Annotated in this window: 14 protein-coding genes and 1 tRNA gene; 10 read left to right on the top strand and 5 right to left on the bottom strand. The window is 69.3% G+C overall.

Going from position 1 to position 13,704, the window contains the following annotated elements; translation table 11 throughout:
* Positions 1-94: 94 nt before the first annotated feature.
* Together AB2L57_RS00150 and AB2L57_RS00145 are read left to right on the top strand one after the other, a co-directional pair.
* Positions 95-739, top strand: a complete 645-nt coding sequence (locus tag AB2L57_RS00150; RefSeq protein WP_409047766.1) for a GntR family transcriptional regulator — start codon at positions 95-97, stop codon at positions 737-739.
* Positions 740-797: 58 nt separating this feature from the next.
* On the top strand, positions 798-1,289 hold the full coding sequence (locus tag AB2L57_RS00145) for a GNAT family N-acetyltransferase (protein ID WP_409047765.1): 492 nt from the start codon (positions 798-800) through the stop codon (positions 1,287-1,289).
* 309 nt (positions 1,290-1,598) lie between these two features.
* Here AB2L57_RS00145 and AB2L57_RS00140 read toward each other — a convergent pair.
* A tRNA-Leu gene (locus AB2L57_RS00140) sits at positions 1,599-1,682 on the bottom strand.
* Positions 1,683-1,831: 149 nt separating this feature from the next.
* Between AB2L57_RS00140 and AB2L57_RS00135 the strand changes: the two genes are divergently transcribed.
* The 7 genes from AB2L57_RS00135 (at position 1,832) to pknB (ending at position 10,798) form a co-directional block, all read left to right on the top strand.
* On the top strand, positions 1,832-2,575 hold the full coding sequence (locus tag AB2L57_RS00135; protein WP_409047764.1) for an FhaA domain-containing protein: 744 nt from the start codon (positions 1,832-1,834) through the stop codon (positions 2,573-2,575).
* Positions 2,572-3,117, top strand: coding sequence for an FHA domain-containing protein (locus tag AB2L57_RS00130; protein WP_409047763.1), 546 nt, complete (start codon positions 2,572-2,574; stop codon positions 3,115-3,117). Before AB2L57_RS00135 ends, AB2L57_RS00130 begins: the two co-directional genes overlap by 4 nt.
* 3 nt (positions 3,118-3,120) lie before the next feature.
* Positions 3,121-4,359, top strand: coding sequence for a PP2C family protein-serine/threonine phosphatase (locus tag AB2L57_RS00125; RefSeq protein WP_409047762.1), 1,239 nt, complete (start codon positions 3,121-3,123; stop codon positions 4,357-4,359).
* Positions 4,356-5,771, top strand: a complete 1,416-nt coding sequence (locus AB2L57_RS00120; RefSeq protein ID WP_409047761.1) for an FtsW/RodA/SpoVE family cell cycle protein — start codon at positions 4,356-4,358, stop codon at positions 5,769-5,771. Before AB2L57_RS00125 ends, AB2L57_RS00120 begins: the two co-directional genes overlap by 4 nt.
* Positions 5,768-7,225, top strand: a complete 1,458-nt coding sequence (locus AB2L57_RS00115) for a peptidoglycan D,D-transpeptidase FtsI family protein (protein ID WP_409047760.1) — start codon at positions 5,768-5,770, stop codon at positions 7,223-7,225. The genes AB2L57_RS00120 and AB2L57_RS00115 overlap by 4 nt, the downstream gene beginning before the upstream one ends.
* The gene (locus tag AB2L57_RS00110) at positions 7,222-9,015 is read left to right on the top strand and encodes a serine/threonine protein kinase (protein ID WP_409047759.1); all 1,794 of its coding nucleotides are present in this window, start codon (positions 7,222-7,224) and stop codon (positions 9,013-9,015) included. The genes AB2L57_RS00115 and AB2L57_RS00110 overlap by 4 nt, the downstream gene beginning before the upstream one ends.
* A gap of 79 nt (positions 9,016-9,094) precedes the next feature.
* The gene (gene pknB / locus AB2L57_RS00105) at positions 9,095-10,798 is read left to right on the top strand and encodes a Stk1 family PASTA domain-containing Ser/Thr kinase (protein ID WP_409047758.1); all 1,704 of its coding nucleotides are present in this window, start codon (positions 9,095-9,097) and stop codon (positions 10,796-10,798) included.
* An 18-nt stretch (positions 10,799-10,816) separates the two neighbouring features.
* On the opposite strand, the gene AB2L57_RS00100 is transcribed toward pknB, so the two are convergent.
* The 3 genes from AB2L57_RS00100 to AB2L57_RS00090 are packed head-to-tail and all read right to left on the bottom strand — an operon-like array spanning position 10,817 to position 12,341.
* A complete protein-coding gene (locus AB2L57_RS00100) occupies positions 10,817-11,458 on the bottom strand; it encodes an anthranilate synthase component II (protein ID WP_409047757.1) in 642 nt (213 codons plus the stop codon).
* A complete protein-coding gene (locus AB2L57_RS00095) occupies positions 11,455-11,610 on the bottom strand; it encodes a hypothetical protein (protein WP_409047756.1) in 156 nt (51 codons plus the stop codon). Before AB2L57_RS00095 ends, AB2L57_RS00100 begins: the two co-directional genes overlap by 4 nt.
* Positions 11,610-12,341, bottom strand: coding sequence for a class E sortase (locus tag AB2L57_RS00090; protein ID WP_409047755.1), 732 nt, complete (start codon positions 12,339-12,341; stop codon positions 11,610-11,612). The genes AB2L57_RS00095 and AB2L57_RS00090 overlap by 1 nt, the downstream gene beginning before the upstream one ends.
* Positions 12,342-12,538: 197 nt before the next feature.
* Here AB2L57_RS00090 and AB2L57_RS00085 point away from each other — a divergent pair, with 197 nt between their 5' ends.
* A complete protein-coding gene (locus tag AB2L57_RS00085) occupies positions 12,539-12,772 on the top strand; it encodes a cell division protein CrgA (RefSeq protein ID WP_292813177.1) in 234 nt (77 codons plus the stop codon).
* Between the two features lie 77 nt (positions 12,773-12,849).
* Here the strand turns inward: AB2L57_RS00085 and AB2L57_RS00080 are convergent, their stop codons facing one another.
* Positions 12,850-13,701: a rhomboid family intramembrane serine protease gene (locus AB2L57_RS00080; protein WP_409047754.1), complete on the bottom strand. Its 852-nt coding sequence runs from the start codon at positions 13,699-13,701 to the stop codon at positions 12,850-12,852.
* Positions 13,702-13,704 lie beyond the last annotated feature (3 nt).

Raw genomic sequence — 13,704 nt, 5'->3', positions numbered from 1 at the left:
GGCGCTCGGAGGACCCGGACGTATGATGGGCCAACTGCCCGACCCGGCCGCGCCCCCCATCGCAGCCTCCACCCGAAATCAGGCTCACCGCACCATGCCCATTGACGCGCCTGCGCAGCGCCTCGAGGCCCACGGCTCCGCCCTGGCCGACGAGGTCTACGAACTTCTCGCCCAGGCCATCCTCGACGGCCGTCTGGCCGCCGGCGAGCGCCTCCGCGATGTCGAGATCGCCGAGCTCTACGGCATCTCGCGCACGCCCGTGCGCGAGGCCATCCAACGCCTCGAGCGCCAAGGACTCGTCGAGGTCGCCGCCCACCGCTACACACGGGTGTCGACGCCCGACGAATCGGCGCAGGCCGAGGCGACCGAGTTCATCGGGCGACTGACCGGCACGGCCGCAAGCCTTGCCATGCTCCGCGCCAGCGATGAGCAGATCGCCCAGATGCTGACGGAGCTGGATGCCGTCATCGACGCCTGCGGCCGCGACGACGACCGCGAGCTGATGACACGCATGGTCGCGTTCCACCGCTCGGCGACGATCGCCTCGGGAAACAGGCTGCTGATCAATGTCATCCGCGAGGTGAACCTGCCCGTGCAGCGCGTCGTCGGCGGCTGGCGCCCCTTCGGCGGCGATCACGAGCGGTGCGTCGACTCCTTCCGCCGTCTGCGAGCCGCGGTCGCCGCGCGCGACGAGGTTCTCGTCGAGCAGATCGTCCGCGAGCAGCATCCCCTGGCCTGACCCCGCCGGCTCGATGGGGCGGTACCCAGCGGTGGCCGCCCGCGCGTAGGGTGTCGCCATGGCCCACATCGAGCTGCGCCCGCTCGACGACGACGACGTCGACGCCGTGTTCGAGATGATGCGCGACCCCGGGGCCGTGCGCCTCGCGGCGTTCACGGCGCAGCATCCCGACGACCGCCCGTCTTTCGACGAATGGATGTCGCGGCACCGCACCGCGCCCGACGTCGAGTTCTTCGCGGTGACGGAGAACGGCGGGTTCGCGGGCACCGCGGCCCTGTTCACGGTCGACGGTGAGCGCGAGGTGACCTACTGGATCGCGCGGCACGCGTGGGGACGGGGAATCGCCACCGCCGCGCTGCGCCTGCTCATCGCGTTCGAGGCGGAGCGCCCGCTGTTCGCGCGGGTGGCCTCGCACAACCTCGCCTCGATCGCGGTGCTGGAGAAGAACGGCTTCACGGAGGTGTCGCGCACGACGTCGTTCGCACCCGGCTTGGGGCGCGAGGCCGAGGAGCGCCTGTACGCACTCCTGCCGGCCATCGACGGCTACTGACGTCGCCGCGCACCCGCGGCCGGTGACGCAGCCGGCCCTCGCCGCCTGCCCAGCCCACGCCGCCACCCAGCCCGCGCTCGCCTGTCACAAAATGCGGGTCGCGACGCCGCACACCCGCACAAAGCGACAGGCGAGCAGCATCCGCCCCGCCCAGCCCGCGCTCGCCTGTCACAAAATGCGGGTCGCAACGCCGCACACCCGCACAAGGCGACAGGCGAGAAGCACTCTCGGCGATCGGCGACCCGGGCGGGGGCCGCCGCCGTGGGCACAGAACGAAAAAGGGCCCCATCCGGGACCCTTTTCGTTCTGTGCGCGAGGGGGGACTTGAACCCCCACGCCCTTGCGGGCACTGGCACCTGAAGCCAGCGCGTCTACCTATTCCGCCACTCGCGCGACGCGGACGACACACCGTCCGCAACTCAACTTCCCGAGGATATCACGGCGCTTCGCGCCCTCTCGACGCGCGTCGACAGGTGCTCTGCGTGCCCGTACAGGGTGGCTGACTACGATGGGCGTACCATCCGCCCCGCCTGAGGAGCCCCGTGGGACTACTTGACAGCTTCGAGAAGGGTCTCGAGCGCGCCGTGAACGGCGCCTTCGCGAAGACCTTCCGCAGCGGCATCCAGCCCGTCGAGATCGCCTCGGCACTGCGCCGAGAGCTCGACACCAAGGCCGCCGTCGTCAGCCGCGACCGCATCCTCGCGCCCAACACCTTCGGCGTCGAACTCGCGCCCGATGACTTCGTGACGATGAGCGCGCTCGGCGCCACCCTGATCGACGAACTCGACACCCTCGTGCAGAAGCATGCCAAGGCGCAGGGATACACCTTCGCCGGCGCCGTCACGATCGCCCTGTCGGCAGATCCGCAGCTCTCCGCCGGCACTCTGCGGGTGGCCTCGCGCACCGAAGAAGGACGCGTGTCGTGGCGTGCCGTCGTCGACATCGACGGCACGCGGCACCCCCTGCGCGCCAGCCGCACCGTGATCGGCCGCGGCAGCGATGCCGACATCACGATCCCCGACCCCGGCACGAGCCGCAAACACGTCGAGATCCTGTGGGACGGCGAGCGCGCCATGGTGCGCGACCTCGGCTCCACCAACGGCACGACCCTCGACGGACGCCGCGTGAGCGAGGCTCCGCTCGCCCCCGATTCGGTCGTGCGCATCGGGCGCACCGAGATCGTGTTCCACGTCGTCGCCCAGGCGCGCGCCGAACGGCCGCCGGTGCCCCCGCTGCCCGACCTCACCCAGGCGTACGACACCCGCCGCGGGGACGGGCGCGCATGAGCGAGCTCACCCTCCTGCTGCTGCGCATCGGGTTCCTGCTGCTGCTGTGGGCCTTCGTCTTCGTGGTCGTCTACTCGATGCGCGCCGACCTGTTCGGCGTCAAGGTGCGCCGCATGCCCGAACCGGCGACGGATGCTGCCGCGCCGGCACCGTCCGCGGCCTCGCTGCCGCCCGCGCCGGCTCCGACGGCCAGGCCCCCGCGACCTTCCCGCCCCGCCCGGTCGTCCCCCGGCGGGCTCGCCACCACCGACGACGTCTCGCGCATCGTGATCACCTCCGGTCCGAAGGCGGGACTCGAGTTGCCGCTGGGCACGGAGCCGCTCACGATCGGACGATCAAGCGAGTCCGGGCTGGTCATCCGCGACGACTACACCTCGAGCCACCACGCGCGCCTCGTGCTGTGGGGCGAGCAGTGGATGATCCAGGACCTGGACTCGACGAACGGCACCTGGCACGACGGCAACCGGGTGCACGCGCCCACCCCCGTCACGATCGGCGCGCCGATCAAGGTGGGCGCGACGACATTCGAGCTGCGGTCATAGGCCATGGTCTTCGAGGGCTCGTCCGTCGCGCTGTCGCACACCGGCAAGGTGCGATCGAACAACCAGGACTCCGGCTACGCCGGGTCCAACCTGTTCGTCGTCGCCGACGGCATGGGTGGCCACGCCGGGGGCGACGTGGCATCCTCGCTCGCGATCCGCCACCTCGAAGATCTCGACCGACCGTTCGCGTCGACCGCCGAGGCGGAACGGACGCTGCGCGACACGATCACCGAGACAGCGGCCGACCTCATCGACATGGTTGCGCGCAAACCCGAGCTCTCGGGCATGGGCACGACCGTCAGCGCGCTCGTGATGGTCGACGAGTACGCAGTCATCGCGCACATCGGCGACTCGCGGGTCTACCTGCTGCGTGACGGACAGCTCACCCAGATCACCGCCGACCACACCTTCGTGCAGCGCCTCGTGGACTCGGGGCGCATCACGGTCGAGGAGGCGCGCTACCACCCTCGCCGCTCGGTGCTCATGCGAGTGCTCGGTGACATGGACGCCCATCCCGAGGTCGACACGTTCATCATGGCGACACAGCCCGGCGATCGCTGGCTGCTATGTTCCGACGGACTCTACGGTGTCGTCGACGACACCCACACCGCCAAGGCCCTCAGCCAGGGGCTCACCCCCGCACGCACCGCGGACCTCCTCCTCAAGCAGGCGCTCGATGGCGGCGCACCCGACAACGTGACGATCGTGATCGTGGATGTCGGGGGCTCTCACCCCGTGGTGACGGGAACGCCGACGATCGTGGGATCGGCATCCACTCCCCTCGAGGTGGACGTCCCGGCCGCGCGACCCGGATGGGGCGGATGGCTGCACCCCAACCGCCAAGCGGCCAACGAGCCGACGCACTTCGAGCCGGCGGCGGAGTTCCTCGAGGAGCTCATCGAAGAGGATCGTCGCCGCGCGCGACGTCGCCGGATCGGTTGGATCATCGGCGCCGTCGTGGTCGTGGTCGTGCTCGCCATCGGCACGCTGCTCGCCTACAACTGGACGCAGACCCGGTTCTTCGTCGGTGCCGACGACAACACCGTCGTCATCTTCAAGGGGATCCAGCAGGACCTGGGCCCGATCCCGCTCTCATCCGAGTACGAGGACACCGGAATCGCGCTCGATGACCTGCCCTCCTTCTCACGTCAGACGGTCGAATCCACGATCTCGGCGGGCTCCCTCGCCGAGGCACAAGAGATCGTCGACCGCCTTCGCCGCACCGCGGAGGCCAACCGATGAGCGCGTCCGTGACAGGTCCCGGCGCCGAGACGTCGCAGATCTCGGCCGACACGACGGTCGTGCGGGCACTGCGCAAACTGCGCACGCCGCAGACCCAGCGCAATCGCGAGCTGTGGCTCCTGCTGCTCGCCTTCGCCATCAGCGGCGGCGCGATCGCGCTCGTACAGCTGGGCGCGCTCGGGGCCGTCGACTGGTCGATCCTGATCTACGCGGGGGTGCTGGCAGCGCTCGTGCTCGCGCTGCACATCGTGCTGCGCTTCACCGCCCCCAACGCCGATCCGATCGTGGTGCCCATCGCGACCGTGCTCACCGGGCTCGGCATCGCCATGATCTACCGCATCGATCTCGCGGCTCCGCTCGGCGGCTGGGACGCCTACTCCACGCGGCAGATGGTGTGGACGGCGATCGCGGTCGCCTGCGCGGTGGCCGTCGTGCTCATGCTGCGCAACTACCGAGTGCTCTTCCGCTACACCTACATCTTCGGGCTCGTGGGCCTCGTGCTGCTGATCCTCCCCGTCGTGCCGGGGCTTGCCGCCGAAGGCACGGGCGCCGCCGTGTGGGTCTCGATCGGTGGCTTCTTCTCGTTCCAGCCGGCAGAGCTCGCCAAGATCTGCCTGGCGATCTTCTTCGCCGGCTACCTCGTCCGTACGCGCGAGAGCCTGACCTCGACGGGGCACCGCTTTCTCGGGATGACGTGGCCCCGTGCCCGCGAGATCGGGCCCCTGCTCGTGATCTGGCTGATCTCGCTCGGCATCATCGTGCTACAGCGTGACCTCGGCACCGGTGTGCTCGTGTTCGGCATGTTCGTCGCGATGCTCTACACCGCGACGGGACGCACGAGCTGGGCGCTGATGGGCATCGCCCTCGCGGCCATCGGGGTCGTCATCGCCTCACAGGTGATGACGTATGTCGGCTCCCGCGTCTCCGCCTGGTGGAACGCGTTCGACCCCGAGGTCATCGAGCGGCCGGCGGGCAGCTATCAGCTCGTGCAGGGCATCTTCGGCCTCGCGCAGGGGGGCCTGATCGGCACGGGGCTCGGCCAGGGCCGGCCCTACCTGACCCCCCTGTCGCAGAGCGACTACATCCTGCCGAGCCTCGGCGAGGAGCTCGGGCTGTTCGGGGTCTTCGCGATCCTGTGCCTGTACATGGTCTTCGTCAGCCGCGGCATCCGCATCGGGCTCGCCGGTCAGGACGACTTCGGCAAGCTCCTCGCCACAGGCTTCGCCTTCACGATCGGTCTGCAGGTGTTCATCATGGTCGGTGGCGTCACCCGGCTCATCCCCCTCACCGGCCTGACCACACCCTTCCTGGCAGCGGGCGGATCCTCGCTCGTCGCGAACTGGATCATCGTCGCCCTCCTGCTGCGTCTGTCCGACGCGGTGCGCTCCCGTCCGCGGGTGGTGATCGGATGAACCGCGAACTCCGCCGGCTCTCGATCGTGCTGCTGGCCATGTTCCTCGCCCTCTTCGGGGCGACGAGCTGGATCCAGGTCATCCAGGTCGACACGCTCGCCGACAACCCGAACAACACCCGGGCGCTCTATGACAGTTATCAAGTCCAGCGCGGGGCGATCATCGCGGGTGGTGCGGCGATCGCGTACTCCGTTCCCTCCGACGACGTCTACTCCTTCCAGCGCGTGTACAACGACGGCGACATGTGGGCGCCGGTGACGGGCTATATCAATCCGATGCTCGGGTCGGCGACGGCACTGGAGAGCGCGATGAACCAGGAGCTCTCCGGCACGGCCGGCTCGCAGTTCCTACAGCGTGTCGAGCAGATCATCACGGGTCAGAAGCCGCAGGGCTCCAACGTCGTCCTCTCGCTCGATCCGCAGGTGCAGCGCGCGGCATACGAGGCCCTCGGCGACCTCGAGGGAGCGGTCATCGCGATCGAGCCCGACACCGGCCGCGTGCTCGCCATGGTCACGAGCCCGAGCTACGACACCAATCAGCTCGCGGTGCACAACGCCGAGCAGGTCGCGGCGACCTACGACGCGCTCGAGTCCGATGATCTGGATCCGCTCTCGAATCGAGCGATCGCGGGGGATCTCAACCCGCCCGGATCGACGTTCAAGCTCGTCGTCGCCTCGGCCGCCATCTCTTCGGGCGAGTACACGCCGGAGTCCACGTTCGACAATCCCGCGCAGTGGCAGCTGCCGGGGTCGTCCGACTTCATCAGCAACGCCGGCGGCGGCACCTGCGGACCGGGTGAGACCGTGTCCCTCGCGACCGCCCTCGCACTGTCGTGCAACATCCCCATGGCGCAGCTCGCCGTCGAGCTCGGCGACAACGCCATCCGCGAGGAGGCCGAGAAGTACGGCTTCAATTCCGCGTTCGAGATGCCGCTGGTCTCCACCCCCTCGACGTATCCCCGCGCTCTCGACGACGCCGAGACGGCGCTCAGCGGCTTCGGCCAGGGCGACGTGCGGGCGACGCCCCTGCAGATGGCGATGGTCTCGGCGGGCATCGCCAACGACGGCCTCGTGATGAACCCCCGCATGGTCGACCGCGTCATCGCGCCCGACCTGTCGGTGCAGCAGCAGTTCGAGGACACCGAGTTCCAGCGCGCTCTGAACGAGGAGGATGCCGCGACGATGGCCGAGATGATGGTGGCGAATGTCCGGGATGGCATCGCGTCGGGTGCAAGAATAGACGGCGTCGAGGTGGCCGGGAAGACCGGTACGGCGGAGAACGGACCGGCCGCCCCCTACACCCTGTGGTTCACGGGCTACGCGCCCGCGGACGATCCGCAGGTCGCGGTCGCGGTCGTGATCGAGAACGGCGGCGGATTGGGTCAGGCGGGGCAGTCCAACCGGATCGCTGCCCCGATCGGCAAGGCGGTCATGGAGGCGGTGCTGAACAGATGAGGCCGACGCAGGGAGTGTCCTTCGGCGGACGGTACGAGCTGATCTCGCGCATCGCCATCGGCGGCATGGGCGAGGTCTGGGAGGCGACCGATCATGTGATCGGGCGCACCGTCGCCATCAAGATCCTCAAAGACGAGTACATGGGCGATCCCGGGTTCCTCGAGCGCTTCCGTGCCGAGGCCCGGCATGCCGCGCTCGTCAACCACGAGGGCATCGCGAGCGTCTTCGACTACGGCGAGGAGAACGGCAGCGCCTTCCTCGTCATGGAACTCGTGCCCGGCGAGGCCCTCTCCACGATCCTCGAGCGCGATGGGTCCCTGAGCGCCGACAAGACCCTGGATGTCGTGGCCCAGACATCCGCGGCCCTCCAGGCCGCGCACGCGGCAGGTCTCGTGCACCGCGACATCAAGCCGGGCAACCTGCTCATCACGCCCGACGGCCGGGTGAAGATCACCGACTTCGGCATCGCGCGCATCGCGGACCAGGTTCCGCTGACCGCGACCGGGCAGGTCATGGGCACGGTGCAGTACCTCTCGCCCGAGCAGGCGTCCGGGCACCCGGCGTCTCCGGCCACCGACATCTACTCGCTCGGCATCGTCGCCTACGAGTCTCTCGCGGGCAAGCGCCCGTTCACGGGCGAGTCGCAGGTCGCGATCGCGATGGCGCAGATCAACGAGCAGCCGCCGCCGCTGCCACCCACGGTCGCGCAGCCGGTGCAGAACCTGGTGATGGCGATGATCGCCAAGAAGCCCGACGAGCGCCCGGCCTCGGCGGCTGCCGTCGCGCGCGCCGCGACGGCGCTGCGACGCGGGGACGTGACGGCCGCCGCGGCCGCCGTGCCGGCCGTCGCCGGTGCCGCGTTCCTCGGCGACGATGCGACGCAGCTGCTCTCCCCGGCCCCGGCCGGCGACGATGCGACCCGCCTGCTGACGTCGGCGGCGCCCGCCGGGGCAGCCGTCGCGGGCACAACCGAGACCGACGCCCAGACCCGCAAGCGCAGCCCGTGGACGTGGCCGCTCGTCGCCCTCATCGTGCTGCTCGTACTCGTGCTCGGCGGCGCCGTCTGGGCACTCCTTGCCAACCAGGGGTCGGGCGGCGACCCGAGCGGGTCGCCCACCAGTTCGGCACCGTCACCCTCTCAGTCGACGCCCTCGAACACGCCGACACCGACGACGGTCGACGTCGACGCCCTCGGCCTTGAGGGGATGGAGTGCGAAGCCGCCCGTCAGCTGGTCACCGAGAGCGGTCTGAACGCCTCGTGCGTCGACGGCAACTCGGCATCCACCGATGACGAGGTCGGCCGGGTCTACGACGTCAATCCGTCCGGTCCGCGGGTGCCCGAAGGCTCGACGATCACGCTCACCCGCTACGCCTCGATGACCGCGATGCCCGAGCCCGGCGCCGCCACGATCGGCGATGGCAGCGGAACGGTCGAGGCCGAGTCGACCGTGCAGATCAACTGGTCGGGTTACAGCTGTCCGGCCGGCACCGGTTCGGTCGCGTCGTACGACCTCACCGCGACGAACGGGCTGTTCTCGAACGGACAGTCCACGATCGCCGCGGGTCCGACCGAGCGTCCCATCCCCCTCACGGTGGGCAACACCGCCGGTCAGTCGGTCATCGTCAGCTACACCGTGACGTGCACGGGTGGCCAGGGCGGCGATCGCACCTCCGGCTCCTCACCTCAGACACAGGCCACCATCGAGGCGGCGAGCAACGGCAACAGCGACGGCTCCAACGGCAACAGCAACGGCAACGAGTCCAGCGGCGACGCGAGCGACGAGGAGTGAGCGGTCGCCGCTTCCTCTCGGAGAGTGCCCCGGCTCGTAGGCTAGGCTTTCACCCGTTCCACGCGCCGAGGAGTATCACGTGACGACCGAGCCACGCGTGCTGTCCGGTCGCTACCGGGTCGACGATCTGATCGGGCGCGGCGGCATGGCCAGCGTCTATCGCGGCTACGACCTGACCCTCGGTCGGCCCGTCGCGATCAAGATCCTCTCCCGCGATCTCGCCGGCGATTCCTCCTTCCGCACGCGGTTCCGCCTCGAGGCGCAGGCCGCCTCGAGGATGGCGAACCCGACGATCGTGCGTGTGTACGACGCGGGGGAGGATGCCGAGACGGATGCCTCCGGTGCGACCCACCCGGTTCCGTACATCATCATGGAGCTCGTCCACGGCTCTCTTCTGAAGGACATCATCGCCGCGGGCCCCGTGCCGGTCGACGACGCCGCGCGCTACGTCGACGGCATCCTCGAGGCCCTCGAGTACTCGCACCGCGCCGGGGTCGTGCACCGCGACATCAAGCCCGGCAACGTCATGGTGACCCCCTCCGGGCAGGTCAAAGTCATGGACTTCGGTATCGCCCGAGCCGTGTCCGACTCCTCCTCGACGGTCGCCGACACGACGGCGATCCTCGGCACGGCCGCGTACTTCTCTCCCGAACAGGCCAAGGGCGAGTCGGTCGATGCCCGCGCCGATCTCTATTCGACGGGAGTCGTACTCTACGAACTCCTGACCGGCCGGCCGCCCTTCCGGGGCGAGTCACCCGTCGCGGTGGCCTACCAGCACGTCAGCGAGACTCCCGAGACACCCTCCGAACTGGTGCCGACGATCTCGCGCGGTCTCGACGCGGTCGTCCTCCGCGCGCTGGCCAAAGATCCGTTCCAGCGTTTCCAGACCGCCGGCGAGTTCCGTGAGGCGCTCGATGCAGCCACCGACGGTCGCGCGCCGACCAAACGCCAGGTGGGCGCCCTCGCGACCGAGCTCTACGGGCCGAACCCCCGGCAGGCGGCCGAGACCGCACGCTCGCTGCGACAGCTCAGCACCGACGCCACGATGACCAGGACCCAGAGCGGACCGCCCGCGGCGTGGATCTGGACCGGTGTCGCGGTCCTCGCCGTCGTCATCATCTCGCTCTTCTTCTGGATCGTGACGATCCAGCCGAGTTCCGACACGCCGACCAGTGCGCGTCTCGTTCCCGATGTCGCGGGCATGAGCGTCGACGAGGCCGAGGAGGAGCTCACCGCGGTGGAGCTCAACGCCGTCCCGCGCAACGAGGCCAGCGACGCCGTGCCCGAGGGCTCCGTCATCCGCACGGTGCCCGAGGCCGGCGTGAGCGTGAATATCGGCCAGGACGTCACGCTCTACGTCTCCACGGGCGCCGACACCGTCGACATCCCCCCACTCACCGGCTTGAACGAGGTCGATGCACGGGCGGCGATCGAGGCCGCAGGGCTCACGGTCGGGCAGATCACGTCGCGCAGCGTCGCCAACCTCGCGGCGGGCACAGTCATCTCGGCCAATCCCACCGAGGGCACCGAGGTCATCCGCGGATCGACGGTCGACCTCGTGACCGCAACAGGGCGCGTCGTCATCATCAACTACGTCGGCTTCACCCTGCAGGCCGCCACGGACGCGCTGCAGGGACCGGATGTCGGCCTGACGGTCGAGCCCATCGAAGATCCCGGCTGCGTCGCGACCGACCCGCCCACCGTCACGCAGCAGTCGATCCCGCCGGGTGAAGCGCCCGTCGGAGCGACGATCTCGCTGACCTACTGCACCGGCGCGGGCTGACGCGAGCGCCGGGTCCGATCACTCCGGTCCGACGAGGGGATGCCGTCCCTCGGCCGCCGCGATCGCGCCCGACATGCCGGCGGTGTCGAGCCAGTTCGCGAGCAGCCGATGTCCACCCTCGGTGAGCACGCTCTCGGGGTGGAACTGGACGCCCCACTGCGGGAGGGTGCGGTGCGCCAGAGCCATGATGACGCCCCCCTCCGTCCGCGCGGTGACCACCAGGTCCGGGGACAGGTTCTCGTCGCGCACGGCGAGGGAGTGATATCTCGTCGCCGTCAGCGGTGACGGCAGACCGTCGAAGATGCCGTCACTCTCATGCCGCACCAGGGATGTCTTGCCGTGCATCAGCTCGGCTGCCGTGTCGACCTCGCCGCCGTATGCTTCGGCGATCGCCTGATGTCCGAGGCAGACGCCGAGCAGCGGCGTCCGGCGCGCGGCCGCGGCGTGCACGAGGTCGATCGAGGCTCCGGCATCCCCCGGCGCACCCGGCCCCGGTGAGATCAGCACCGCATCGACATCCACCAGGAGGGCGTCGAGGTCGTTCGTGTCGAGGTCGCGGCTCCGGTGCACGAGGACCTCTGCCCCCAGCTGGGCCAGGTAGTCGCAGAGCGTGTGCACGAAGCTGTCGTCGTTGTCGGCGACGAGAACGCGGAGGCTCACTCGACCGTGACCTCTTCCGGGGTGAGCCAGAGTCCCACCACGGGGAAGACGTAGAAGGAGAGCGCGTACACGACCGCCGCAGCCGCGAGGAGCAGAATGAGCAGACGTAGCCACCACGGCCCGGGGAGCACACGCCAGAGCGCACCGTACATCAGGACACCTGCTCGGTCAGTTCGGCGGGCGCGCCGGCGGAGCGCGGCGTGAAGGAGTCGAAGACGCTGTAGCCGATGATGCGCTCCATGATCGTGTGCTTGGGCGAACAGCTCGTCATCGTGAGGTAGCGCTCACCCGTACCCGCGACGGTGTCCTGCGGCACCGCGTTGAGCACCTCCACAGCGCTCGGGCGCACATACTCGAGCGTACGGAACCGGTAGGTGTACCAGCCGTCCTGTGTCTCGATGATGATCGCATCGCCCACATGGAGTTCGGCGATCCGATAGAACGGAGCCCCACCGTAACCGGTGCGGTGCGCGGCGACGGCGAAGTTGCCCACCTCGCCGGGCATCTGCGTGCCGGGGTAATGGCCGATCCCGATCGTGTCGAGGGTGCGCGCGCGGGAGACTCCACCGCCGATGCGCACCTGATAGTCGGGTCCGAAGCGCGGGATGTACATGATGCCGAACTCCTGCCCGTCCCCGGGCTCGGCGGCGACCACGGGCTCGATCGGCGCATCCTCAGCGGGAGCCTCGGTGGGCTGCTCAGAGGGATCGGGCGACGCAGTGGGCTCGGCGGGCGGATCGGTGGCCTGGGCGCTCCACTCCTCGGCCAGCGACTGCGCCTCGGCGGTGTTGCGCGCGGCGCCGATCATGTCGCCGATCCACAGCTGCCACACGACGAAGAGCATGACCACGACGCCCGCGGTGACGAGGAGCTCACCGAACACCCCGACCACGCTCACCCTGCGTCGCGCCGGCCTCGGCGGGACCCGTCGTCGCGCATCTGCTCGCGTCGACGGAGCCGCGCGCGGTTCATCGCCTGTGGGCGCATCTCCGGACACGCGCGGCCTCCCCCCGACGTCGACACTGCTTCGGCGATCCTAAAGCACGGGGCTGAGCGGAGCCCGCGACTACAATGAACCGCATGGCACGCTCTGACGACGTCGAACCCGAAGCTCCGCGTCGCGACGCCGAAGCACCCAACCCCGTCTGGTTCAAGCCGATCATGTTCGGCTTCATGCTGCTCGGTCTGGTGTGGGTCTTGGTGTTCTACCTCAGCAACGGCAACCTTCCCATCCCCGGAATCGCCGCGTGGAATCTCGCCATCGGCTTCGGGATCGCCCTGATCGGCTTCCTGATGACTACGCGCTGGCGCTGAGCACGGCAATCCCTCTGCGCAGAGTTACACGCGTGTAATTCTCCACACCTGTGGATAACTCTGTGCAGAACCCCCGCTCAGAGGAGTACGGGGATCGCACTCAGGGCGATGAGCACAGCGACGACGGCGACGAGCAGCAGATTCTGCGGCGCGCGCTGATCGAGTCGGCGCGTGCGGGCGAAGATCAGACCGACGAGTGCACCGACGGCGAGTCCGCCGAGGTGTGCCTGCCACGCGACGTAGAAGCCTGGGATCGGCAGCAGTCCGATCACCAGGTTGATGCCGACGATGATCAGGATGCCGCGCACATTCGCACCGATGTGACGCCCGATCACCAGCAGCGCCCCGAGGAGCCCGAAGACCGCGCCGGATGCCCCGACCACCGTTGTCCCGGGTGCGATCAGCGTCATCGCCACCGAGCCGCCGAATGCGCTGAGGACGTACAGGACGAGGTAGCGGACGTGTCCGAGGAGTGGCTCGAGGCTCCGGCCGATCCACCACACCGCCAGCATGTTCAATCCGAGGTGCAGAAACCCGTTGTGCACGAGCGCGGTCGTCAACACGCGCCACGGCTGGAAGGGAGCGCCGGTCGACGGATCGATGAACACGCTGTTGAATGCGAGATAGTTCGCGATGGGGACACCGGGAACCACTGCGATGAGCGAGACGACCGCCGTCACGCCCAGGATCCAGAAGGTGACGAGGGGGCGCGAGTCGAGCGCGCGCACCGATGCCTGCGCACGACGCACACGCGGCGGGGTCGCCTGACGCTGCTCTTTCATGCACTCGGGGCAGATGACACCGACCGCGGCCTGCGTCTGGCACTCGGGGCAGATGGTGCGCAGGCATCGCTGACACAGCACGTAGCTGCGCCGGTCGGGGTGGCGGTAGCAGTAGTCGTCGGTGTTGCGCGGTGCGTCGGCGCTCACAGC

Origin of the sequence: Microbacterium sp. HA-8, from assembly GCF_046111165.1 — a bacterium.
GTDB lineage: Bacteria > Actinomycetota > Actinomycetes > Actinomycetales > Microbacteriaceae > Microbacterium.
Note: the sequence above shows the minus strand (reverse complement) of the source record. Positions and strands in the feature narration are given on the sequence as shown.